Source organism: Pelomonas sp. Root405, assembly GCF_001425165.1.
In the GTDB taxonomy this organism is placed as follows: Bacteria; Pseudomonadota; Gammaproteobacteria; order Burkholderiales; family Burkholderiaceae_C; genus Pelomonas.
This window is the reverse complement of record NZ_LMDU01000013.1, coordinates 170,943-193,308: the sequence shown is the minus strand read 5'-3', so window position 1 is coordinate 193,308 and position 22,366 is coordinate 170,943. Positions and strand designations below refer to the sequence as shown.

The 22,366-nt window shown below is 66.1% G+C and carries 23 protein-coding genes; 21 read left to right on the top strand and 2 right to left on the bottom strand.

Going from position 1 to position 22,366, the window contains the following annotated elements:
* The first annotated feature begins 289 nt into the window (after positions 1–289).
* From rpsB to ASC81_RS16760, 21 genes are all read left to right on the top strand, one after another.
* On the top strand, positions 290–1,036 hold the full coding sequence (rpsB, locus tag ASC81_RS16860; RefSeq protein ID WP_056269400.1) for a 30S ribosomal protein S2: 747 nt from the start codon (positions 290–292) through the stop codon (positions 1,034–1,036).
* A 69-nt stretch (positions 1,037–1,105) separates the two neighbouring features.
* Positions 1,106–1,999 carry a translation elongation factor Ts gene (gene tsf / locus ASC81_RS16855; protein WP_056269398.1) on the top strand — a complete coding sequence of 298 codons (894 nt, stop codon included), beginning with the start codon at positions 1,106–1,108 and terminating at the stop codon, positions 1,997–1,999.
* Between the two features lie 93 nt (positions 2,000–2,092).
* Positions 2,093–2,803 (top strand): UMP kinase, encoded by a 711-nt coding sequence (gene pyrH, locus ASC81_RS16850; protein WP_056269396.1) that lies wholly within the window; start codon positions 2,093–2,095, stop codon positions 2,801–2,803.
* Positions 2,804–2,873: 70 nt separating this feature from the next.
* Entirely contained in the window at positions 2,874–3,434 is a 561-nt protein-coding gene (gene frr / locus ASC81_RS16845) for a ribosome recycling factor (protein ID WP_056269394.1), read from the top strand.
* Positions 3,431–4,183 carry a polyprenyl diphosphate synthase gene (gene uppS / locus ASC81_RS16840; protein ID WP_082536585.1) on the top strand — a complete coding sequence of 251 codons (753 nt, stop codon included), beginning with the start codon at positions 3,431–3,433 and terminating at the stop codon, positions 4,181–4,183. Before frr ends, uppS begins: the two co-directional genes overlap by 4 nt.
* A gap of 7 nt (positions 4,184–4,190) precedes the next feature.
* Entirely contained in the window at positions 4,191–5,027 is an 837-nt protein-coding gene (locus ASC81_RS16835; protein WP_056269392.1) for a phosphatidate cytidylyltransferase, read from the top strand.
* A 1-nt stretch (position 5,028) separates the two neighbouring features.
* Positions 5,029–6,195, top strand: coding sequence for a 1-deoxy-D-xylulose-5-phosphate reductoisomerase (ispC, locus tag ASC81_RS16830; RefSeq protein ID WP_056269390.1), 1,167 nt, complete (start codon positions 5,029–5,031; stop codon positions 6,193–6,195).
* Positions 6,192–7,553, top strand: a complete 1,362-nt coding sequence (gene rseP, locus ASC81_RS16825) for an RIP metalloprotease RseP (protein ID WP_056269388.1) — start codon at positions 6,192–6,194, stop codon at positions 7,551–7,553. Before ispC ends, rseP begins: the two co-directional genes overlap by 4 nt.
* Before the next feature lie 16 nt (positions 7,554–7,569).
* Positions 7,570–9,897 (top strand): outer membrane protein assembly factor BamA, encoded by a 2,328-nt coding sequence (gene bamA, locus ASC81_RS16820; protein ID WP_056269386.1) that lies wholly within the window; start codon positions 7,570–7,572, stop codon positions 9,895–9,897.
* Positions 9,897–10,406 carry an OmpH family outer membrane protein gene (locus ASC81_RS16815; protein WP_369820862.1) on the top strand — a complete coding sequence of 170 codons (510 nt, stop codon included), beginning with the start codon at positions 9,897–9,899 and terminating at the stop codon, positions 10,404–10,406. The genes bamA and ASC81_RS16815 overlap by 1 nt, the downstream gene beginning before the upstream one ends.
* A gap of 12 nt (positions 10,407–10,418) precedes the next feature.
* Entirely contained in the window at positions 10,419–11,459 is a 1,041-nt protein-coding gene (gene lpxD, locus ASC81_RS16810) for a UDP-3-O-(3-hydroxymyristoyl)glucosamine N-acyltransferase (RefSeq protein WP_056269382.1), read from the top strand.
* Positions 11,460–11,927 carry a 3-hydroxyacyl-ACP dehydratase FabZ gene (fabZ, locus tag ASC81_RS16805; RefSeq protein WP_235533686.1) on the top strand — a complete coding sequence of 156 codons (468 nt, stop codon included), beginning with the start codon at positions 11,460–11,462 and terminating at the stop codon, positions 11,925–11,927. It begins immediately after the preceding gene.
* Between the two features lie 127 nt (positions 11,928–12,054).
* Entirely contained in the window at positions 12,055–12,846 is a 792-nt protein-coding gene (gene lpxA, locus ASC81_RS16800) for an acyl-ACP--UDP-N-acetylglucosamine O-acyltransferase (RefSeq protein ID WP_056269381.1), read from the top strand.
* A 4-nt stretch (positions 12,847–12,850) separates the two neighbouring features.
* On the top strand, positions 12,851–13,984 hold the full coding sequence (gene lpxB / locus ASC81_RS16795; protein ID WP_056269379.1) for a lipid-A-disaccharide synthase: 1,134 nt from the start codon (positions 12,851–12,853) through the stop codon (positions 13,982–13,984).
* Positions 13,956–14,597 (top strand): ribonuclease HII, encoded by a 642-nt coding sequence (gene rnhB, locus ASC81_RS16790; protein WP_056269378.1) that lies wholly within the window; start codon positions 13,956–13,958, stop codon positions 14,595–14,597. The genes lpxB and rnhB overlap by 29 nt, the downstream gene beginning before the upstream one ends.
* Positions 14,594–15,364 (top strand): RNA methyltransferase, encoded by a 771-nt coding sequence (locus tag ASC81_RS16785; RefSeq protein WP_056269376.1) that lies wholly within the window; start codon positions 14,594–14,596, stop codon positions 15,362–15,364. The genes rnhB and ASC81_RS16785 overlap by 4 nt, the downstream gene beginning before the upstream one ends.
* 67 nt (positions 15,365–15,431) lie before the next feature.
* Positions 15,432–15,629: a hemin uptake protein HemP gene (gene hemP / locus ASC81_RS16780; RefSeq protein ID WP_056269374.1), complete on the top strand. Its 198-nt coding sequence runs from the start codon at positions 15,432–15,434 to the stop codon at positions 15,627–15,629.
* A 61-nt stretch (positions 15,630–15,690) separates the two neighbouring features.
* On the top strand, positions 15,691–16,881 hold the full coding sequence (locus tag ASC81_RS16775) for a DUF2325 domain-containing protein (protein ID WP_156392196.1): 1,191 nt from the start codon (positions 15,691–15,693) through the stop codon (positions 16,879–16,881).
* Positions 16,882–16,950: 69 nt separating this feature from the next.
* Complete coding sequence (gene glgC / locus ASC81_RS16770) at positions 16,951–18,210, top strand: glucose-1-phosphate adenylyltransferase (RefSeq protein WP_056269373.1); 1,260 nt, start codon at positions 16,951–16,953, stop codon at positions 18,208–18,210.
* Positions 18,207–19,676 (top strand): glycogen synthase GlgA, encoded by a 1,470-nt coding sequence (gene glgA, locus ASC81_RS16765; RefSeq protein ID WP_056269372.1) that lies wholly within the window; start codon positions 18,207–18,209, stop codon positions 19,674–19,676. Before glgC ends, glgA begins: the two co-directional genes overlap by 4 nt.
* A gap of 15 nt (positions 19,677–19,691) precedes the next feature.
* On the top strand, positions 19,692–20,054 hold the full coding sequence (locus ASC81_RS16760) for a hypothetical protein (protein ID WP_156392194.1): 363 nt from the start codon (positions 19,692–19,694) through the stop codon (positions 20,052–20,054).
* 50 nt (positions 20,055–20,104) lie between these two features.
* On the opposite strand, the gene ASC81_RS16755 is transcribed toward ASC81_RS16760, so the two are convergent.
* Positions 20,105–20,926 (bottom strand): pyruvate, water dikinase regulatory protein, encoded by an 822-nt coding sequence (locus ASC81_RS16755; RefSeq protein WP_056269368.1) that lies wholly within the window; start codon positions 20,924–20,926, stop codon positions 20,105–20,107.
* A 44-nt stretch (positions 20,927–20,970) separates the two neighbouring features.
* The gene (locus ASC81_RS16750; protein ID WP_162245913.1) at positions 20,971–22,272 is read right to left on the bottom strand and encodes an HD-GYP domain-containing protein; all 1,302 of its coding nucleotides are present in this window, start codon (positions 22,270–22,272) and stop codon (positions 20,971–20,973) included.
* Positions 22,273–22,366: the final 94 nt, after the last annotated feature.

Here is a 22,366-nt window from a genome sequence, read left to right as displayed (position 1 = left end):
AGCGAGCTGGCGGCCACGAAGAAGCGGCGTTGGCTGATAAGAGGCATGCTTGTGTATACTCTGCGGGTTTTGCCGGGGGCGGTCGCTATTTCAGCGTCGCGATATCGGCAAAACGGTTGTGAAGGTGTGCGTTGAACAGCGTTCATGCCACCCGTCGCAACAAATCGCAAACCGGTCACACAAAGGTGTTGTGGTTTGCGGCCTTTGGAAGGTCAGCTGAAACAGCTGTTTCCAGGTGCTGCAACGCAATTCGGGCCGGATTTTAGACACAACCTTCGGAGTAAGACCCATGTCTGTCACGATGCGCGAGATGCTGGAAGCCGGCGTCCATTTCGGCCACCAAACCCGCTTCTGGAATCCCAAGATGGCCCCGTATATCTACGGCCATCGCAACAAGATCCACATCATCAACCTCGAGAAGACGCTGCCCGCGTTCAACGACGCGATGAAGTTTGTGCGTTCGCTCGCCGCCAAGCGCGGCACGATCCTGATGATCGGCACCAAGCGCCAAGCCCGTGAGTTCATCGCCTCTGAAGCCCAGCGCGCTGGCATGCCCTACGTCGACTCGCGTTGGCTGGGCGGCATGATGACCAACTTCAAGACGGTCAAGACCTCGCTGAAGAACCTCAAGGACATGCAGGCCCAGATCGATGCCGGCACCCAGCCCGCGATCAAGAAGGAAGCCCTGCTGTTCCAGCGCGACATCGCCAAGCTCGAGAAGAACATCGGCGGCATTCAGGACATGACCGCGCTGCCCGATGCCATCTTCGTCATCGACGTCGGCTATCACAAGATTGCTGTTGCCGAAGCCAAGAAGCTCGGCATTCCCGTCATCGGCGTGGTTGACACCAACCACTCGCCCATCGGCATCGACTACGTCATCCCCGGCAACGACGACTCCGCCAAGGCTGTCGCCCTGTATGCCCGCGCTGTCGCTGACGCCGTGCTCGAAGGCAAGGCCAACGCCACGAACGAAGTGGTGGCTGCGGTTGCCCCGGCCGGCGACGAGTTCGTCGAGGTTTCCGAAGAGGCGTAAGCCCCTACCGCCCTGCATTTGAAAGGGGCCGCGAGGCCCCTTTTGCCAACCGAAATCTGGAGAAGAGAAATGGCTGCTATCACCGCAAGCATGGTGGGCGAACTGCGTGCCCGCACCGACGCCCCGATGATGGAGTGCAAGAAGGCGCTGACCGAGGCCGATGGCGACCTGGGTCGTGCGGAAGAAATCCTGCGCGTCAAGCTGGGCAACAAGGCCGGCAAGGCCGCCTCGCGCATCACTGCTGAAGGCATCGTGGCCTCGGCTGTGGTCGGCGGCAACGGCGCGCTGATCGAAGTCAATTGCGAAACCGACTTCGTGTCGAAGAACGACGCCTTCCTGGCCTTCGTGAACGCGCTGGCCGGCCTGGTCGCTGAGCAGAACCCGGCTGACGTGGCCGCGCTGTCGGCGCTGCCGCTGTCGCAAGAAGGCTTCGGCCCGACCGTGGAAGACGTGCGCAAGGGCCTGATCGGCAAGATCGGCGAGAACATGGCTATCCGCCGCTTCCAGCGCTACAGCGGCGCCAAGCTGGCTTCCTATCTGCATGGCACGCGCATTGGTGTGATGGTCGAGTTCGAGGGCGACGACGTTGCCGCCAAGGACGTCGCCATGCACGTGGCCGCGATGAAGCCGGCTGCGCTGTCCAGCGCCGAGGTCTCGGCCGATCTGGTCGAGAAGGAGCGTCGCATCGCCACCGAGAAGGCGGCCGAATCCGGCAAGCCGGCCGACATCGTCGCCAAGATGGTCGAAGGCTCGGTGCAGAAGTTCCTGAAGGAAGTCAGCCTGCTCGACCAGGTCTTCGTGAAGGCCGCCGACGGCAAGCAGACCGTGGCCGCCTACCTGAAGTCCGCCAACACCACCGTCAAGGGCTTCACGCTCTACGTCGTCGGCGAAGGCATCGAGAAGAAGGTCGACGACTTCGCCGCCGAGGTGGCGGCACAAGTCGCTGCGGCCAAGGGCCAGTAAAGCTTCTTAGCTGACCGCCAGGGCGCCCGGATTACACCGAGGCGCCCTTTAAACTTCTGGGCCAGCCAGCGCCCCCCACTGATCGAGGACACCATGCCCGCGTACAAACGCATCCTGCTCAAACTTTCCGGCGAAGCCCTGATGGGCGACGACGCCTACGGCATCAACCGCGCGACCATCGTCCGCATGGTGCAGGAAGTCCGCGAAGTGACGCAGATGGGCGTTGAGGTGGCCGTCGTCATCGGTGGCGGCAACATCTTCCGCGGCGTGGCCGGCGGTTCGGTGGGCATGGACCGCGCCACCGCCGACTACATGGGCATGCTGGCAACGGTCATGAACTCGCTGGCCTTGGCGGACACCATGCGTCAGGAGGGCATGACAGCCCGTGTCATGTCGGCCATCGCCATTGAGCAGGTCGTCGAGCCCTATGTGCGGCCCAAAGCGCTGCAGTATCTCGAAGAGGGCAAGGTCGTCGTCTTCGCTGCCGGCACTGGCAACCCCTTCTTCACGACCGACACCGCCGCTGCACTGCGCGGCGCCGAGATCGGCGCCGAGATCGTATTGAAGGCGACCAAGGTCGACGGCGTCTACTCGGCCGATCCCAAGAAGGACCCCGACGCCACGCGCTATTCGCGCATCAGCTTCGACGAGGTGATCTCGCGCAACCTTCAGGTCATGGACGGCGCTGCCTTTGCACTGTGCCGCGACCAGAAGCTGCCGATCAAGGTCTTCAGCATCTTCAAGCCGGGCGCGCTCAGGCGCGTCGTGCAAGGGGAAGATGAGGGCACGCTGGTCCACGTCTAATTCAGTCTCAGTCAATTGGGGACGGCGCTGCTCGCTGACGCTCGGGCGGCCTGTCCCGCAAGGAAAAACGATGAGCATTGCCGACATCAAGAAGAACGCCGAAGCCAAGATGGCCAAGTCCATCGAAGCGCTGAAGGGCGAGTTGCACAAGATCCGCACCGGCCGCGCCCACCCCGGCATCCTGGACCAGGTCAGCGTTGACTACTACGGCTCCATGGTGCCGATCTCGCAAGTGGCCAATGTCACGCTGCTGGACGCCCGCACCATCTCTGTCCAGCCCTGGGAAAAAGGCATGGGCGCCAAGATCGAGAAGGCCATCCGCGAGAGCGACCTCGGTCTGAACCCCGCTTCGCAGGGCGACCTCATTCGCGTGCCGATGCCGCCCCTGACCGAAGAGCGCCGCAAGGACCTGACCAAGGTCGTGCGCAATGCCGGTGAAGACACCAAGGTTGCTGTGCGCAACCTGCGCCGCGATGCCAACGAGCAAGCCAAGAAGCTGCTCAAGGACAAGGAAATCAGCGAGGACGATGAGCGCCGCAGCCTGGACGAAGTCCAGAAGCTCACCGACCGCGTGATTGCGGAGATCGACAAGCTGATCTCGGCCAAGGAAGCCGAGATCCTCGCGGTTTGAGCGCTCTGGGTTTGCACTCGTCTGCCAGCGTGGCGCAGGACCGTCCCGCGCCACCGCGCCATGTCGCCATCGTCATGGATGGCAACGGCCGCTGGGCCAAGAAGCGCTTCCTGCCGCGCTTCTTCGGCCACAAGGCTGGCGTGGACAGTCTCGTCAAGATCGTCCAGGCCTGCATCGACCGGGACATCGAGTACGTCACGGTCTTTGCCTTCTCCAGCGAGAACTGGAAGCGTCCGAGCGACGAGGTATCCGGCCTGATGGGGCTGGTGCTGGCTGCCGTGTCGCGCTACCTCGCCAAGATGGGCGCGATGGGGGTTCGCATCCGCATCGTCGGCGACCGCGACGCGGTGTCCGACAAGCTGCGCAACGCCTGGAACGAGGCAGAGACCAGCACGCTGCACAACACACGGCTGACGCTGAACGTCGCCTTCAACTACGGCGGCCGCTGGGACATCGTGCAGGCCTGCAAGGCAGCGATCAAGGCCGGCGTGAAGCCCGACGAGCTGACAGAGGCCAAGCTGTCGGAGTTCATGGCGATGAGCTATGCGCCCGACCCCGACCTCTTCATCCGCACGGGTGGCGAGGTGCGCATCAGCAACTTCCTGCTTTGGCAGGCGGCCTATACCGAGTTCGTTTTCTCAGACTGCCTCTGGCCCGAGTTCGGCGAGCGTGAACTGGACGCGGCCATTGCGGCCTTCCACGAGCGGGACCGCCGCTTTGGTGGCGTCAAGGAAGCGTCCGCCGCCTGAGGCCACCATGCTCAAGACCCGCGTCATCACTGCCGTCGTGCTGCTGGCCATCCTGCTGCCGGTGCTCTTCCAGGCCTCGCCCTGGCCCTTCGCCTGGGTCAGCGTCGTCATGATGGGCGCGGCGGGCTGGGAATGGGCGCGGCTCAACGGCCTGCCCGGCAGCGGCGCCATCGCTGCTGGCGTGGCGCTTGCGATGGCGTGCGTGTGGACGTTGCTGGTCGGTGGTCTGAACGCGCCACCGGCTTGGGTGTGGTCCTTGGCGAGCCTGCTCTGGGTGCTGGGCGGTGCCTACGCGCTTCGCGCCGGGCCCGCCGGCTGGCCGCGCATCGCGCGCGGTGCGCGGCTGGCCCTGGGCGCCGTGCTGCTCTGGGGCGCCTGGCTGGCCATCGTGCAGGCCAAGGTGCTCGGCATCAATTTCATCCTGTCGGTGTTCTGCCTGGTCTGGATGGCCGACATCGCCGCCTATTTCGGCGGGCGCACCTTCGGCAAGCGCAAGCTCGCACCAGCCATCAGCCCGGGCAAGAGCTGGGAGGGCGTCTGGAGCGGCATGGCGGGCGTCATCCTGCTGGGCTTCATCTGGGTGCATGTCATCGACGTGAAGATGGCCGTGGACTCGTCCAGCCTCTTCACGTTGCTGGTTCAGCGCCACGGCTGGTTGTCGCTGCTGGCCCTGGTCTTTCTCGGCGCGATGAGCGTCGTCGGCGATCTGTTTGAATCCCTCGTCAAGCGTGCCAGCGGCGCCAAGGACAGCAGCAACCTGCTGCCCGGCCACGGTGGTGTGCTGGACCGCATCGACGCGCTGCTGCCCGTCTTCCCGTTGGCGCTCGCGCTGATCAGCCACTGATATGACTCGCCAACGCGTTTGCGTCCTCGGCTCGACCGGCTCCATCGGTGTCAACACTTTGGACGTCATCGCGCGTCACCCCGAGCGCTACGAGGTCGTCGCGTTGAGCGCGATGAGCCGTGTCGACGATTTGCTGGCCCAGTGCCTGACGTGGGCACCGCGCTTCGCCGTCATGCCCGAGCGCGAGGTCGCCGCACGTCTGCGTGAACGGCTGCGCGAGGTGGGCAGCCGCACCGAGGTGCTGGACGGCGCACAGGCGCTGTCAGACATCGCCGGCCACCCCGAGGTCGACACCGTCATGGCGGCCATCGTCGGCGCCGCCGGTCTCGCGCCGGCCATCGCCGCGGCACGGTCCGGCAAGCGCCTGCTGCTGGCCAACAAGGAAGCCATCGTCGTCGGTGGTGCCCTCTTCATGCAGGCGGTTGAGCAGGGCGGCGCAACGCTGCTGCCCATCGACAGCGAGCACTCGGCCATCTTTCAATGCCTGCCCGAGGACCGCAGCGCCTGGCTTGATCGAATCGACCACATCGTGCTGACGGCGTCGGGCGGCCCCTTCCGCAGCCGCGATCCCAAGACGCTGGCCGACGTGACGCCTGACCAGGCTTGCGCGCATCCCAATTGGGTCATGGGCCGCAAGATCTCGGTGGACTCGGCAACGATGATGAACAAGGCCCTCGAAGTCATCGAGGCGCGCTGGTTGTTCAACCTTGCACCGGACCAGATCAAGGTGCTGATCCACCCGCAGAGCATCATCCATTCGATGGTGGTCTGCCGAGACCAGTCGGTGCTGGCCCAACTCGGCACGCCCGACATGCGCGTGCCCATCGCCTACGGCCTGTCCTTTCCGGAACGCATCACTTCGGGTGCCAGCCGCCTGGACCTGTTGTCGACGCCCGACTTGACCTTCGAGGAAGCAGACGCGGTGCGCTTCCCCGGCCTGCATCTGTCCTGGGCCGCGCTCAAGGGCGCCGAGGGCAGCACCACGGTGCTGAACGCGGCCAACGAAGTGGCGGTCGATGCCTTCCTGAATGGCCGGCTGCGCTTTGACCGCATCCATGCGATCAACTCGCAATGCCTTGCCGATGTGCAGCCGGATGACTGCGGCAGCATCGAAGCGTTGCTGGCCCTCGACGCCCGCACGCGACAGCATGCGCAGCGGCTGCTATGACCACCGTCATCGCCTTTCTCGTCGCGCTGGCGCTGTTGATCGCCGTCCATGAGTGGGGCCACTACCGCGTGGCACGAGCTTGTGGCGTCAAGGTGCTGCGCTTCTCCATCGGCTTCGGTCACGTCATCTGGCGGCGTGTCGGCCGCAATGGCACCGAGTTCACCCTCAGCGCCTTGCCGCTTGGCGGCTATGTGCGCATGCTGGACGAGCGGGATGGATTGGTGGCGCCGCATGAGCGCGAGCAGGCCTACAACCAGCGTCCACTGCGCCAGCGCGCGGCCATCGTTGCGGCGGGCCCGGCGGCCAACTGGGTGCTGGCGGTGCTGCTGTTCGCGGCCGTGGCTTGGCTGGGCAGCGAGGTTCCCAAGGCCGTGCTGGGTACGCCACCGGCCGGCTCGCTGGCCGAACGCGCGGGCCTGCGGGCGGGTGACTGGGTGCGGGCCGTGTCATCCGATGGTCAGCAATGGCAGGACGTCGAATCCCTGCCCGACTTGCAGTCGGCCGTCATGCGCGCCCAGGCCCTGGGTGAGACCCTGCACCTGTCGACCAGCGACGCCCAGGGCCGCTCGGCCCGCAGTCTGCGCCTGCCAACAGAAAGCCTCGCCGGCCGCGCGCCCAATGCGCAGTTGTTCAACGAGATCGGCCTGTCGCCGATGGCTGAGCCGCTGATTCGCGAAGTCGTCGCTGGCGGTGCCGGAGCCGCCGCGGGCCTGGTAGCAGGTGACCGCGTGCTGTCCATCGACGGCCGTATCGTGCCCGACGCCAGCTTCCTGCGCGATGCGATTCGCCGCGCCCATGACGCCGGGCAGCCGCGCGCCATGGCCTGGCGGGTCGAGCGCGCCGGCCAGGTTGTCGAGCTGAACGCGACGCCCCGCCTTGTCGAAGAAGAGGGCCGGCGCATCGCTCGCCTGCAGATCGGTGTCGGCTCGCCGCCCGAGCGCGTCTTCGTCAGCCGAGGCTTCGTCGATGGCCTGTGGCGCGGCGTCGAGCAGAGCTGGGACATGGCCGTCACGACCGTTCGCCTCATCGGCAAGATCCTCACCGGTGAAGCGTCGCCGAAGAACCTCAGTGGCCCGCTGACCATCGCCGACTACGCCGGCCAGTCGGCCCAGGCGGGGCTGACGCCCTATCTCGATTTCCTCGCCAAGATCTCGCTGAGCCTGGCGGTGCTGAACCTGCTGCCGCTGCCGATGCTGGATGGCGGGCACCTCATGTATCATCTTTTCGAGGGTCTGAGCGGCCGCCCCGTCTCTGAATGGTGGCAACGGCAACTGCAGCGCGCCGGTGCGCTGATCCTGATGCTGATGATGGCCTTGGCCCTTTCCAACGACGTCTCCCGCTTTGCGGGTTGGCACTGACACTCCCCCGGTCTCCATGTCCTTTCCTTTCAGTTCGGGAGCGCCACGTCGCCCCTTCCGCCTCGGCTTGCTGGCTCTGGCTGTCACGGGGATGTTCCAGTCGGGCCTGGCCTGGGCGGTCGATCCCTTCGTGCTCCGGGATATCCGCGTCGAAGGCCTGCAACGGACCGACCCGGGCACCGTGTTCGCCTCGCTGCCATTCCGGATCGGTGACACCTACAACGATGAAAAGGGCGCCGCAGCACTGCGCGCCCTGTTCGCGACCGGCCTGTTCAAGGACGTGCGCATCAGCATCGAGGGCAATGCCGTCGTCGTCATCATCGACGAGCGCCCCATCATCGCCAACGTCAACTTCGTCGGCCTCAAGGAGTTCGACACCGAGGCGCTCTCCAAGTCGCTCAAGGATGTCGGCATCGGCGAGGGCAAGCCCTTCGACAAGGCCCTGGCCGACCGCGCTGAGCAGGAGCTCAAGCGCCAGTACCTGACCCGCAGCCTTTATGGCGCGGAAGTGACGACGACCATCACGCCCATCGAGCGCAACCGCGTCAACGTCAGCTTCAACGTGACCGAGGGTGAGCCGGCCAAGATCGCCGAGATCCGCATCCTCGGCAGCAAGGTTTTCTCCGAAAGCACGCTGCTGGGCCTGCTGGAGCAGACGACGACCGGCTGGCTCACCTGGTACACCAAGACCGACCGCTACTCGCGCGCCAAGCTGAACGCGGACCTGGAAACGATCCGCAGTCACTACCTGAACCGCGGCTATCTGGAATTCGCCGTCACCTCCACGCAGGTGACGATCTCGCCGGACAAGCAGAGCATCAGCGTCGCTATCACGGTCAGCGAAGGCCAGCCCTACACGGTCACCGGCGTCAAGCTCGAAGGTGACTACCTGGGCCGCGAGGAAGACTTCAAGCACCTCGTCTACCTCAAGCCGGGCCAGGCCTACCAGGGCGAGGCCGTCGCGACAACGACGCGGGCCTTCAGCGACCTGTTCGGCACCTACGGCTATGCGTTTGCACGCGTGGAAAGCCGCCCCGACATCAACCGCGAAACCGGACAGGTCGTCGTCACCTTCGTCGCCGAGCCGCAGCGCCGCGTCTATGTGCGCAAGGTGATCATCTCGGGCAATTCGCGCACGCGTGACGAAGTCATCCGTCGCGAGTTCCGCCAGTTCGAGGCGGCTTGGTACGACGGCCAAAAGATCAAGGCTTCGCGCGATCGCGTCGAGCGCCTGGGTTACTTCAAGGACAAGGAAGTCAACATCGACACCCAGGAGGTGCCGGGCGCCCAGGACCAGGTCGATGTCATCCTCACCGTGGTCGAGCGCCCCACCGGCGCCATCACCGTCGGCGCCGGCTATTCCAGCCAGACCAAGCTGTCCTTCACCGGCTCCATTCGCCAGGACAACGTGTTCGGCTCGGGCAACTATCTTGGCATCGACGTGGCGACGGCCAGCACCGGCCGCCAGTTCCAGGTCAGCACGGTGGACCCGTATTTCACCGTCGACGGCGTATCGCGCGCCATCGACGTGTTCTACCGCACCACGCGCCCGATCAACACGCTGGGCGAGGAGTACGAGTACGTCACCAAGGGCGGCGCGATCCGCTTCGGCGTGCCCTTCTCCGAGGTCGACACGGTCTTTTTCGGGCTTGGCTACGAACAGACCAACCTCACGACGTCGCGGGGCCTGCCCAACAGCTATTTCCTGTTCCGCAACCAGTTCGGCGAGCGCAGCAACTCCGTGCCACTGACGATCGGCTGGCAGCGCGACAGCCGCGACAGTGTCATCTCGCCGATGAAGGGGCGTTACCAGCGCGTCAACGTCGAGTTCAGCCCGGTCGGTGATGCGCAGTACGCGCGCCTGAACCTGCAGTACCAGCATTACTTCGAGATCACGAACAAGATCACGCTGGGCATCAACAGCGAACTCGGCTGGGGTGTCGGCTTGGGTGGCAGGCCTTATCCGATCTTCAAGAACTTCTACGGCGGTGGTCTCGGCTCGGTGCGCGTCTTCGAAGCCGGCTCGCTGGGCCCGGTCGATGTGACCGGTTCCTACAGCGGCGGCAGCAAGCGCTTCAACACCAATGCCGAGCTCTATCTGCCCGTGCCGGGCAGCGGCAACGACAAAAGCTTCCGCATCTTCGGCTTCATGGACGCCGGCAATGTCTGGGGCACGGGCCTCGCCGAGAAGGTCAGTTTCGACACCGTGCGCGTGTCGGCCGGTATCGGCCTGTCGTGGATCTCGCCCATGGGCCCGCTGCGCCTGAGCTATGGCAAACCTATCCGCAAGCAACGCACGGATAGAATCGAGAAATTCCAATTCCAGATCGGGACTGCATTCTGATGATGAGCAAGCTCTTGCAATCGGCGGCTCTGGCCGCTTCGATGATCGTGGCCGCCTCGGCCGTGCAAGCCCAGGAACTGAAGATCGGCTACGTCAACAGCGAGCGCGTGCTGCGCGAGGCCAACTTGGCCAAGACTGCACAAGCCAAGCTGGAAGCCGAATTCGGCAAGCGCGAGAAGGATCTGCGCGATCTGGAAACCAAGCTGCGTGGCGCTGCCGAAAAGCTGGAAAAGGATGCGCCCACGCTGTCCGAGAATGAGCGCGCCCGCCGCCAGCGCGACGTTGTCGAACAGGAGCGCGACCTGCAGCGCAAGCGCCGCGAATGGCAGGAAGACCTGACTCAGCGCAAGAACGAAGAGCTCTCCGCCGTGGTCGAGAAAGCCAACCGCGTGATCAAGCAGATCTTCGAGGCCGAGAAGTACGACCTCATCCTGCAGGACGCGATCCACTTCAGCGCCCGCGTGGACGTCACCAAGAAGGTGATCGACGCGCTGAACGCGCAGAAGTAAGTCGCGCACCCCATGAGCTCGACACCCGTCGCGCTCACCGAGCTGATCGCCGCCTTGGGCGGCGATTTGCTTGGTGGGTCCGATGTGCGCATCGGCCGCATCGCGCCGCTCGATGAGGCCGATGCGCAGAGCATCAGCTTCCTGGCCAACCCGCGCTATCAGGCGCAGCTTGCAACGACTGCGGCCGGCTGCGTCATCGTGGCGCCGGCGCTGGCCGAAGCGGCTGCCAAACGTGGCAGCTCGGGGGGCGCGGCCATCGTTACGCCTGATCCCTATCTGTACTTCGCGCGGCTGACGCAGTGGTGGGCCGCCCGCAAGCGGCCGGCCGCGGCTGCCGGTGTGCATCCCAGCGCCATCGTGTCGCCGGATGCCAGACTGGGGCGGGGCGTGGAAGTCGGTCCGCTCGCCGTGATTGAGGCGGGTGTCGTCATTGGTGACAACGCGCGCATCGGCGCCCACTGCATCGTCGAACGCGGCGCTGCCGTCGGCGAAAGCACCCGGCTCTCGCCACGCGTCGTGCTCGGCTTCGATTGCCGCATCGGCGCGCGCGGCATCGTGCACAGCGGTGTCGTCATCGGCGCCGATGGCTTCGGATTCGCGCCGAGCCAGAGCGGCTACGTGAAGATCGAACAGCTCGGGGCCGTGCGCATTGGCGACGACGTCGAGATCGGCGCCAACACCTGCATCGACCGTGGTGCGCTGGCCGATACGGTCATCGAGGATGGCGTCAAGCTCGACAACCTGATCCAGATTGCCCACAACGTGCATATCGGCCGCAACACGGCCATGGCCGGCTGCGCAGCGGTGGCGGGTTCGACCCGCATCGGCGCCAACTGCACCATCGGGGGCGCGGCCAACATCATCGGCCACCTGACGCTGGTGGACGGCGTGCACATCTCGGCGGCCACGACCATCACGCGCAGCATCAATGAGCCGGGCGTCTACAGCGGCCCCCATCCCTTCGAAGAAAATTCGAGCTGGCAGAAGAACGCGGCCACCCTGCGCCAGCTCCACACCCTGCGCGACCGCGTGCGCGCGCTCGAGAAGAAATAAATGAACGACGACAAGACCTCGATGACGATGGACATCCACGAAATCCTCAAGCGCCTGCCGCACCGCTATCCCATCCTGCTGGTGGACCGAGTCGTCGAGCTGATCAAGGGCGAGCGCATCCGGGCGATCAAGAACGTCTCGATCAACGAGCCTTTCTTCCTTGGTCATTTCCCGCACCGCCCGGTGATGCCCGGCGTGCTCGTGCTCGAAGCCATGGCACAGGCCGCGACGCTGCTGTCGCTGGCCAGCATGGACATGGTGCTGGACGAGAATTCGGTGGTCTATTTCGCCGGCATCGACAACGCCCGCTTCAAGCGGCCCATCGAGCCCGGAGACCAGCTCATCCTTGATGTCACGCTGGACCGCGCCAAGGCCGGTGTCTACAAGTTCACCGGCCGCGCACTGGTCGGCGAGCAACTCGCCGCCGAAGCGCAGCTGATGTGCACGATGCGCCGCATCGAGGCATGACCCACCCCCGTAGCGCCTTCGGCGCTCCCCCTCAAGGGGGCGCACCCAGTGGCCTGGCAAAGCCAGTTCCACGGGTGCCGCTGAAGGATTCGAGCGCGCGCCCTGCGCGCGCGTCTCTGGAGCTGGCATGGCTTTGATTCATCCCACAGCTTTGATTGATCCCGCCGCCGAGCTGGACTCGTCGGTCGAGGTCGGTGCCTACTCGCTGATCGGCCCGCACGTGAAGATTGGCGCCGGCACCAAAGTTGGCCCGCATGTGGTCATCGAGGGCCACACCACGATTGGCCGCGACAACCACTTCTTCCAATTCAGCTCCATCGGCGCGCCCAACCAGGACAAGAAGTACGCCGGCGAGCCGACGACGCTGGTCATCGGCGACCGCAACACGGTTCGCGAGTTCTGCACGCTGAACATCGGCACGGTGCAGGACCGCGGCGAGACGACGGTCGGCAACGACAACTGGATCATGGCCTACTGCCATGTGGCCCACGACGTCGTCATTGGCAACGAATGCGTACTGGCCAATAACGCCACGCTTGCAGGCCATGTGCAGGTCGGCGACTGGGTCACCATCGGCGGCCTGACCGGCGTCCTGCAGCGCATGCGCATCGGCGATCACGCCATGATCGGCTTCCAGGCCCATGTGGCCCAGGACGTGCCGCCCTTCATGACGGTGGACGGCAACCCGCTCGCTGCACGCGCCGTCAATGTGGTCGGCCTGAAACGTCGCGATTTCAGCAGTGAACGCATCGGCATCATTCGCCAGATCTACAAGCTGCTTTACCGCAGCGGCCACACGCTGGATGAAGCCAAGGTGGGCATCGCGGCGCTGCGCGGCACGGAAGGCGGCGCAGCGGATGGCGACATCGATCTGATGCTGAACTTCCTTGCCGCCTCCAAGCGCGGCATCGTTCGGTAAGCCGATGCAGACCGCGCCCCGCCTGGGCATGGTGGCCGGCGAGGCCAGCGGCGACCTGCTGGCGAGCCTCCTGCTGCAAGGGTTGCGTGCGCGTTGGCCGGGGCTGAGCAGCCAGGGTATTGGCGGCCCGAAGATGATCGCCCAGGGCTTCGAGACCTGGTGGCCGCACAGCAAGCTGTCCATCTTCGGCTACGTCGATGCGCTGCTGAACATCCGCGAGCTGCTGTCCATTCGCAAGCAGCTCGGCACCCGCCTCATCTCGAACCGGCCGGATGTCTTCATCGGCGTCGACGCGCCCGACTTCAATTTCGGGCTGGAAACGCGGCTGCGCGAAGCCGGCATCAAGACCGTTCACTTCGTCTGCCCGTCCATCTGGGCCTGGCGGCCCGAGCGGGTCGTCAAGATCAAGGCGGCGGCCGACCATGTGCTTTGCCTTTTCCCCTTCGAGCCTGAGATCCTGCACAAGGCCGGCATCGGTGCGACCTATGTCGGCCACCCGCTGGCTGACACCATCCCGCTGGAGCCGCCGCGTGGGGCCTCGCGCGATGCGCTGGGTCTCTCCGAATCAGACACCGTGATCGCGCTGCTGCCCGGCAGCCGCAAGAGCGAAATCAACTACATCGCGCCGGCGTTGATCGCCGCGGCCAGGCTGCTGGCCAGGCCCGGCCGCAGGTTCGTGATGCCCGTGGTGCCCGGCCTGAGCGGCCTCGTCGAGCCGATGTTGAAGGACATGGGCGGCGCCGACATCAAGCTCGTCGACGGCCAGTCCCATGCGGTGCTGGCGGCCTGCGACCTGACGTTGGTGGCCAGTGGCACCGCCACGCTGGAGGCGGCGCTGTTCAAGCGCCCCATGGTCATCGCCTATCGAATGAATGCGTTGAACTGGTGGCGCATGAAGGGCCGGGGCCTGCTGCCGTGGGTGGGCCTGCCCAATATCCTGGCGCGCGAGTTCCTCGTGCCCGAGCTGATCCAGCAGGCCTGCACGCCTGAGAACCTCGCCCGCGAGGCCGAGTCCCTGCTGGCCGATGCGCCGCGCCGCGCGGTCCTGCACGAACGCTTTGTCCAACTCCACGAGCTGCTGCGCCAAGACACCGCGCAGCGCGCCAGCGATGCCATCGAGACGCTCCTCCAAGCCTGAGCAGGTCACGCTCGACTGGACGCCGCCCGGCCTCATCGCCGGCGTGGACGAGGCTGGCCGTGGCCCGCTGGCAGGGCCTGTGTTCGCGGCCGCTGTCATCCTCGACGACCTGCAGCCCATCAAGGGCCTGGCCGACTCCAAGATGCTGACACCGGCCAAGCGCGCGCGTCTCTATGACGAGATCCGCGCCAAGGCGCTGTGCTGCTGCATCGCGCATGCCACGCACGAGGAGATCGACAGCATCAACATCCTGCAGGCCACCATGCTGGCCATGCAGCGTGCGGTCACCGGGCTGCGGCTCAAGCCGGCCTTCGTGCGCATCGACGGCAACCGGCTGCCGGTGCTGTCCGTCCCCGCCGAGGCCATCGTGAAGGGCGATGCGACCGTGCAGGCCATCTCGGCGGCCAGCATCCTGGCAAAGGTCGCCCGCGACCTGTTCTGCGAGCAGATGCATGACAGCCATCCGCAGTACGGATTTGCCGCGCACAAGGGCTATTCGACGCCCGAGCACCTGGCCGCATTGAAGCAACATGGCGCCAGCCCCTGGCACCGCCGCAGCTTCGCGCCAGTGCGCGAGGTCTGCGTGGACGTGACGAAGAACCCGCTGGCATGAAGCTCGACCCCGTCACGTCGCGCGACAACCCGGCCCTCGTCCGACTGCGCAAGCTCTCCGCCGACGCGAACGGCTACCGCAAGACGGGCAGCGTCTGGGTCGAAGGCGACCACCTGCTGCGCGCGGCCCTGCACCGCGGCTGGCAGCCGGCCCTGGTCGTGTTGACCGACGCGGCACTGCAGGACGCAACTTTGGCGGCGCTGGCCCAGTCCGCACCCCGGGCGCTGGTCGTGCCGACGGCGCTGTTCAAGGGCCTGAGCGGCCTGGAGTCGCCCGCCCAGATCGGCGCGGAGCTGACGCTGCCCGACGCGCCGGCCATCGATGCCCACGTCGCCAGCGTCGTGCTGGACCGTCTGCAGGACGCCGGCAACGTCGGCGCCATCCTGCGAAGTGCCGCTGCCTTCGGTGTGCAGCAGGTCCTGGCGATCAAAGGCACGGCGGCGTTGTGGTCTCCCAAGGTGCTGCGCGCCGGGCAGGGCGCCCATTTCGGCCTGCGCCTGGTCGAAGGCTTGGTGGCCGAGGACTTGGCCGCGCTGGCCGTCCCCCTCGTAGCCACCAGCTCTCACACCAATCAACTGGTCAATGGCGTTGCGCTGCCCTCGCCATGCGCCTGGGTCATGGGCCACGAAGGCCGGGGCGTGTCAGCTGAATTGATGGCCCGCTGCGCCTTGACCGTCGGCATCCCGCAGCCGGGCGGGGAGGAATCGCTCAACGTCGCAGCGGCTGCCGCCATCTGCCTTTACGAAAGTCATCGGCAGCGCTGCTGACCCTCGTCGCTGGCACGCGGGACATCTCGCGCTTGCAATTGAGAATTATTCTCAATAACATGACTGCATGCCTGTTGATGTCCCACCGCTCCACGCGCTGACGCCGCCTAACCTCCTGCCTGGTCCTGCCAATGCGGCAGGCGCGGTCCCTCGTATCGACAGCGGCGCGCTGCTCGGACGCCGGGGTGAGGTCTTGATCGTTCATCACCAGCAGGTCTACCGCCTGCGCGTCACCGCGCAGGGCAAGCTCATCCTGACGAAGTAGTCCGTCGTCACCCCCGCGCTAGCCAGCCATCGCCCGCCCGCGCCTCCACCGGAGACCCCGCATGGCCGAAAGCTGTTGCGCCGCGCATGCCGCGATGCCCCCCACCACCGGCTCACGCCGTCGCCGCATTTGGGAGCTTGGCAGCCACGCGCATTGCCCCGTCATCGGCGTGTGCATGCCGCTGGAGCGGGTGCGCCAACTGGCCAAGCGGCTGCTGGTGCTGCAAGGCAATGAGGACGACTACACCCTGCATTGCAGCCTCGTGACGGCGGCCGCGCGTCGCAATGCGGTGGCGGAGGCGGTGCAGAAGGATCTGGAGCAGCGTTTCTCGCTCGACGTGCGCAGTGCAGCGCAGGCCAAATGCCGCGAGTCATTGACAGCCTGGTGGCGCGCCCGCGCGGCACAGGGCGAGGCCATCGCCGGGGCGCTGTGGGCGACGTTGACGCATGCGCGTTGCGACGAGTGGCTGGAGATGCGCGTGCTGGGCCAGGTCCACATGCTTCAGCACCAGGTCGGCGCCGCACAGCGCGTGGACCTGAGCCGCTACCGCGAGCTGGCCGACGAGCATCAGGCGTTGGCACGCGAATACGCCGCGGTCCAGCGGCGCGTGACCACCTGGAGCCTGGAGCACGCTCGCGAGCAGCAGGCCTGGGAGCGGGACAAGCTGCAGTTGCGCGCCGCGCAGATCAGCCTGCAGACCCAGCTGGCGCAGGCCCAGGAACAGCTGGCGCGCTGGCAGGCCGCGCGTCCCGACCTGCCCGAGCGCGAGGCGCTGCGCGAGCGACTGGCCGAGCAGATCGAGCGCAACCAGACGCTGCAGCGCGAGGTCAACCGGCTTGCCGCGCGGTTGCCTGTGGTGCCGGATGTGTTCGAGGCGCCCGAGCCCGCGCCTGAGATCGACGTGCTCGTCAGCATGCCGGTCAAGCTGGAGCGACGGGTCGTGCTGTGCGTCGGCGGTCGCGGCGGCAGCGTGCCGCAGTACCGCCAAGCGGTGGAAGGCTGCGGCGCGCAGTTCCTGCACCATGACGGCGGCAGCGAGCACAAGCCGGCCCAGCTCGAACCTCAACTGGCGGCGGCCGATCTCGTCATCTGCCAGACCGGCTGTATCAGCCATGACGCCTACTGGCGCGTGAAGGACCACTGCAAGCGGCACCAGAAGCGCTGCGTCTTTGTCGAGACCCCCAGCCGCAGCGCGTTTGAGCGCGCGCTAGCCCAGGCCGCCGCCGACGAAAGCGCCGAAACAACTCTCTGAGGAGAAGCCCCCAGCGGGACGGCACAGCGGGCGGTGCAAACTGCAGGCATCCGATTTGGAGAGACCGCCATGGCCCCCGTCGCCTCGCCCCACCAGCTCGCCCGCCGCGCCATCGCCCTCGTGCTGGCCGGCGGCCGCGGCTCACGCCTGAAGCAGCTGACCGATTCGCGCGCGAAGCCCGCCGTCTACTTCGGCGGCAAGTTCCGGATCATCGATTTCGCACTGTCCAACTGCGTCAACAGCGGTATCCGCCGCATTGGCGTCGTCACGCAGTACAAGAGCCATTCGCTGTTGCGCCACATCCAGCGCGGCTGGAGCTTCCTGCGCGCCGAGCTCAATGAAACCGTCGACCTGATGCCGGCCCAGCAGCGCACCGACGACGAGAGCTGGTACCGCGGCACGGCCGATGCGGTGTTCCAGAACCTCGACATCGTGCAGAGCACCGGCGCCGACTACATCGTCGTGCTGGCCGGCGACCACATCTACAAGATGGACTACTCCAGCATGCTGGCCGACCATGTGGCCACCGGCGCGGGCTGTACCGTCGGTTGCATCGAGGTGCCCAAGGGCGAGGCCAGTGCCTTCGGCGTGATGGCGGTTGATGGTCAGCGGCACATCACGTCATTCCTGGAGAAGCCCGCCGACCCACCCAGCATGCCCGGCCGCGACGACGTCTGCCTGGCCAGCATGGGCATCTACATCTTCAACGCCGACTATCTCTACCGTCTGCTGGCGGAAGACCTCGCCGACCCCAGCTCCAGCCACGACTTCGGCAAAGACGTCATTCCCAAGGTCGTGTCCGAAGATCGCGCCGTCGCTCACCCTTTCGGCATGAGCTGCATCACGAATCCCAACGGCGCCACGCCCTACTGGCGCGATGTCGGCACGCTCGACGCCTTCTGGTCCGCCAACCTCGACCTCGCGTCGATCAGCCCCGAGCTCGACATCTACGACACCGACTGGCCGATCTGGACCTACCAGCGCCAGCTGCCCCCGGCCAAGTTCATCCCCGACCATAACGGCATGCACGGCATGACGGTCAACACCATCGTCAGCGCCGGCTGCATCGTGTCGGGCTCGCATGTCGTTCAGTCGGTGCTGTTCAACAACGTGCGCATCCGCTCCTTCTGCAACATCCACCAGAGCGTGCTGCTGCCCGGCGTCAGCGTGGGGCGGCACTGCCGGCTGACCAAGGTCATCATCGACCGGGGCTGCGAGATCCCTGACGGCCTCGTCGTCGGGGAAGACGCGGCTGCGGACGCAGCGCGTTTCGAGCGTACGGAGAACGGCGTCGTGCTCGTCACCAAGCAGATGCTGGCCAAGCTGTGACGCGTGTACTGCAGGTCAGCGCGGAACTCTTTCCGCTGCTGAAGACCGGCGGCCTCGCCGACGTGGCTGGTGCCTTGCCCGCTGCGCTTGCCAACGTCGGTGCGGAGCCGCGCTTGCTGGTGCCGGGCTTTCCGTCCGTCCGCGAAGCTTTGAGCCAGGAATGCGCCGTCGCCCCCGTCGCACTGCCGTGGAGCGAGGGCAGGGCGGCGCTGCTGCGTGGCCGGCTGCCGGGTTTCGACATGCCGGTCTATGTTCTGGATGCGCCCGGCCTCTTCGACCGCCCCGGCAACCCGTATGCGGACGCGGGCGGCATCGCCTATGCCGACAACCATCGCCGTTTCGCGCTGCTCGGCCTGGCTGCTGCCCGCTTGGCCGAGGGCGTGGACCCGGCGTGGCGGCCCGAGATCGTGCATGCCCATGACTGGCACGCGGGCCTTGCCTGCGCGCACGTTGCAGCCAGCCGCTCGCGCCGGCGTACCGAGGCGCGCACGGTATTCACGGTCCATAACCTCGCCTACCAGGGTCTGTTCCCTGCCGACCACTTCTACGACCTCGGCCTGCCGCCCGCGCACTACGCCGTCGAGGGCCTGGAGTTCTATGGCCAGGTCAGCTTCATGAAGGCCGGCCTGCACTTCGCCGACGCCATCACGACGGTGAGCCCGAGCTATGCGCGCGAGATCCAGACGCCTGACCAGGGCTGTGGCCTGGATGGCCTGCTGCGCCGCCGCGCGAGCGCGCTGCACGGCATCCTGAACGGGGTGGACTACGGCGTCTGGTCGCCCGCCCATGACGACGCCATCGCCGCGCGCTACGACGCCGGTGACGCCTCGGGCAAGACCCGTTGCAAGGCCGCGTTGCAAAGCGAATGCGGCCTGGCGGTGGATCCCGCGGTCCCGCTCTTCGGCATCGTCAGCCGACTGACCGAGCAGAAGGGCCTGCCGCTGGTTCTGGAGGCGCTGGACGACCTGATCGGCTCAGGCGGCCAGTTGGTCATCCTGGGCAGCGGCGATGCGCGTCTCGAAGCGGCCTTCGGCGATGCTGCGGCCAGGCACCCGAGCCAAATCGCCCGCCGCATCGGCATGGACGAAGGGCTGGCTCACCGCATCTATGCCGGCAGCGACATCATATTGGTGCCCAGCCGCTTCGAGCCCTGCGGCCTGACCCAGCTCTACGGCCTCAGCTACGGTGCGCTGCCTCTCGTGCACCGCGTCGGTGGCCTGGGCGACACCATCGTCGACACGACGCTGGAAGACCTTGCCGCCGGCACTGCCACCGGCTTTGTCTTCAACGACTTCACGGCCGATGCCTACCGGCGCGCGTTGCACCGCGCATTTGCGCTTTGGAGCCGGCAGACGTACTGGGCGGGCGTGCAGGATGTGGCGATGCGGCAGCGCTTCGGGTGGGACGCTGCGGCCGAGCGCTACATGGGTGTGTACCGTGAGCTGATACCTGCACGTGGGGTCTGAGTCATCATGGAACCCGTGAGCCCATCCATTCCCGACCGCATCCAGGACCTCCTCGACGAGCGCGTCACCACTTATGCGCAGGCCGCGCAACGCCACTTCAAGACCAACGACCTGGTGGTCGTGCTGGACTTCCGCGATGAGCCTGTTGAACTGCAGGCGGTGGCACGTGAGGACCTGGCAGCAGCCGAAGAGTTGTCACTGGATCTCCGGTTGAAGCTGTCCAAGCCGGCCTCGGAGCTCAGCGAAGTGCATGGGGCACCGGCGCAGTCGTTCTGGTTCATCGTGATCTTCGATGACGACCGATGCAGAGTGCGGGGCTGTGAACGCGTCGATGCTGGCGTCTTGACGTCAAAGGGCGAGCGCGATAACCCGGCGTAGCACCCCGGTGCGCTTGGCGGTGAGAACGAACGCCAGCGCAGATGCCGGCTTCAGTACATCAAACGGTCCGGCCGGATGTCCCGCAGGATGGTCGTGGCGATCTCTTCGATGGACTTGTGCGTGGACGACAGCCAGGCGATGCCCTCGCGCTTCATCATGGCCTCGGCCTCGTTGACTTCGTAGCGGCAGTTGAGCAGGTCGGCATATTTGCTGCCCGGGCGGCGCTCGTTGCGGATGGAGGAGAGGCGCTCGGGATCGATGGTCAGCCCGAAGCACTTGCGCCGGTGCGGCATCAACGAAGGCGGCAGCTTGCGGCGCTCGAAGTCCTCGGGGATCAGCGGGTAGTTGGCCGCCTTGATGCCGTGCTGCATGGCCAGATAAAGCGACGTCGGCGTCTTGCCGGAGCGCGAGACGCCGACAAGGATGACGTCGGCGACGTCCAGGTTCTTGCTACTCTGGCCGTCGTCATGGGCCAGCGAGAAGTTGATCGCTTCGATGCGGTCGTGGTACTCCTGGCTTTCGGCCACGTCTGAGAAGCGCCCCACCCGGTGGTTGCTCTTGATGCCGAACTCGTCTTCCAGCGGCTCGATGAAGGTGCCGAACATGTCCATCACCCGGCCCTGGCAGTGCTCGCGCACGATCTTGAGCACGTCGCGGTCCACAAGCGTCGCGAAAACGATGGGCCGATGCGCTTCGCGCTCGGCGACTTCGTTGATCTCGGTGACGACAGCATGGGCCTTGTCGGCCGAGTCGACAAAGGGCCGGCGCACGTGCCGCGCCTTGATGGCGAACTGGGCGAGGATGGAATTGCCGAAGGTTTCGGCGGTGATGCCGGTGCCGTCAGAGACGAAATAAACGGTTCTGGCGGTCATGACGGTGGCTCGCGAAGTGTGGTCGCGGCCATGATAGCCAGCGCTCAGGCTTCGCCCTTGAGCCTGGCAATCAGCTCGCGCATGACGGCGCTTTCCGCGGGCGGCAGCAGGCCGGCCCGCAGCAGCGACTCACGCTCAAGCTCGCGCAGCCGCCATTCGAGTTCGCCGACGACGGTCATCAGCTCGACCTGCAGCGTTGGGTCGCGCTGGTCGGCAAGCTCGGCGACAAGGGCATCAGGGTCGTGGGCATCCAGCCCGGTGCTGGAAAACGCCGTCTGGATGCGCAGCAGCCGTTGCAGGCCGGCTTCGAGCACCGCGCGCAAGGCCGGTTTGGCGGCAGCCAGGCGCTCGTCGATCCAGGGGCGCGATTGCTGAAACCGCTCCAGCGCCGAGGCGATGCCGATGACGCGCGGGATCGCCGACTCCAGCGGCATAGGGTCGGGAACCGCAATAGGCGCCGGACCGGCCGCCGCAGCCGTGGCGATGGCCTCGGTCAGTTCGCGGCTGAATTCACCTGGGATGAGGCGTGTGGCCACGCTGGCTCGCGTCATCGGGGTCATGCTCGTTTCGATCAAGGCCATCAGCCATTCGGCAGCGGCAAGGATCTGCCCCGTCATGGGCAGGGCAGCACCCTGAACACCACGTGGATAGCCAAAGCCATCCAGGCGCTCGTGGTGGTGCAGCACGGCGTTCGCGATGTCTCGGCCGGCCCCCCTCATGCCGCGCAGCACGCGCTCGCCCACCACCGGATGAGAAGCGACATGGCGCCATTCCCGCGGCCCCAGCGGCGTACCGGGGCGCATGTACTGCGGGTCGATGTAGAGCTCGCCCACATCGTGCAGCAGCCCTGCCAGCGCCAGCATGCGGTGCTGCTCGGTCTCGCCGGGAAGCATGCGCCGAGCCAGTGCCAGTGCGAGCATGGCCACGCCGGCCGTGTGCTTGAGGCGGTCGCCCTGGTGCTCGGCATAGACCGTCAGGAGCGACTGCACAGGCACGCTGAGTTTCAGCGTGGCCAGCGTGATCGGTGCGCTGGGGTAGAGGTCGTGGGCACAGATTGCCTTGAGCAGTGGATGCTGTTCGAGCAGCGCTTCGCCCAATGGCCCGAAGCTTTCCGGCATGACGCCCTCGGTGACCTGGATGCAGTCCTCGAGCGGCTTCTGCAATTTGTGCATCAGCAGCCGGTCGCGCACCTTGGCATTGATCAAGGCGCCCTTGGCGAGCAGCTTGATGCCGTTCTGGCTGACGATGTCTTCACTGGCTTCGACGGCTCGCGACTCCGACACATGGATCACATGGTCGAGGTAATGGGGGTTGACTTCTTCGGGGCTGTCGTCGTCGCGGGTCACGCGGGCATTGTGCATAGCTAGAGGACTACGGGCTTGACTTCAATCAGTCGCCTGACAACGTTTTCACGCCACCCGGAAAGAGGGGACACGAGGC

What these genes read in the sequence shown, in the direction of transcription:
- rseP (WP_056269388.1), top strand. Translation starts at nt 6,192, where the DNA reads ATGACCACCGTCATCGCCTTTCTCGTCGCGCTGGCGCTGTTGATCGCC.
- lpxD (WP_056269382.1), top strand. Translation starts at nt 10,419, where the DNA reads ATGAGCTCGACACCCGTCGCGCTCACCGAGCTGATCGCCGCCTTGGGC.
- fabZ (WP_235533686.1), top strand. Translation starts at nt 11,460, where the DNA reads ATGAACGACGACAAGACCTCGATGACGATGGACATCCACGAAATCCTC.
- rpsB (WP_056269400.1), top strand. Translation starts at nt 290, where the DNA reads ATGTCTGTCACGATGCGCGAGATGCTGGAAGCCGGCGTCCATTTCGGC.
- lpxB (WP_056269379.1), top strand. Translation starts at nt 12,851, where the DNA reads ATGCAGACCGCGCCCCGCCTGGGCATGGTGGCCGGCGAGGCCAGCGGC.
- frr (WP_056269394.1), top strand. Translation starts at nt 2,874, where the DNA reads ATGAGCATTGCCGACATCAAGAAGAACGCCGAAGCCAAGATGGCCAAG.
- hemP (WP_056269374.1), top strand. Translation starts at nt 15,432, where the DNA reads ATGCCTGTTGATGTCCCACCGCTCCACGCGCTGACGCCGCCTAACCTC.
- lpxA (WP_056269381.1), top strand. Translation starts at nt 12,055, where the DNA reads ATGGCTTTGATTCATCCCACAGCTTTGATTGATCCCGCCGCCGAGCTG.
- pyrH (WP_056269396.1), top strand. Translation starts at nt 2,093, where the DNA reads ATGCCCGCGTACAAACGCATCCTGCTCAAACTTTCCGGCGAAGCCCTG.
- ispC (WP_056269390.1), top strand. Translation starts at nt 5,029, where the DNA reads ATGACTCGCCAACGCGTTTGCGTCCTCGGCTCGACCGGCTCCATCGGT.
- tsf (WP_056269398.1), top strand. Translation starts at nt 1,106, where the DNA reads ATGGCTGCTATCACCGCAAGCATGGTGGGCGAACTGCGTGCCCGCACC.
- ASC81_RS16815 (WP_369820862.1), top strand. Translation starts at nt 9,897, where the DNA reads ATGATGAGCAAGCTCTTGCAATCGGCGGCTCTGGCCGCTTCGATGATC.
- rnhB (WP_056269378.1), top strand. Translation starts at nt 13,956, where the DNA reads ATGCCATCGAGACGCTCCTCCAAGCCTGAGCAGGTCACGCTCGACTGG.
- ASC81_RS16785 (WP_056269376.1), top strand. Translation starts at nt 14,594, where the DNA reads ATGAAGCTCGACCCCGTCACGTCGCGCGACAACCCGGCCCTCGTCCGA.
- bamA (WP_056269386.1), top strand. Translation starts at nt 7,570, where the DNA reads ATGTCCTTTCCTTTCAGTTCGGGAGCGCCACGTCGCCCCTTCCGCCTC.
- glgC (WP_056269373.1), top strand. Translation starts at nt 16,951, where the DNA reads ATGGCCCCCGTCGCCTCGCCCCACCAGCTCGCCCGCCGCGCCATCGCC.
- ASC81_RS16775 (WP_156392196.1), top strand. Translation starts at nt 15,691, where the DNA reads ATGGCCGAAAGCTGTTGCGCCGCGCATGCCGCGATGCCCCCCACCACC.
- ASC81_RS16755 (WP_056269368.1), bottom strand. Translation starts at nt 20,926, where the DNA reads ATGACCGCCAGAACCGTTTATTTCGTCTCTGACGGCACCGGCATCACC.
- ASC81_RS16835 (WP_056269392.1), top strand. Translation starts at nt 4,191, where the DNA reads ATGCTCAAGACCCGCGTCATCACTGCCGTCGTGCTGCTGGCCATCCTG.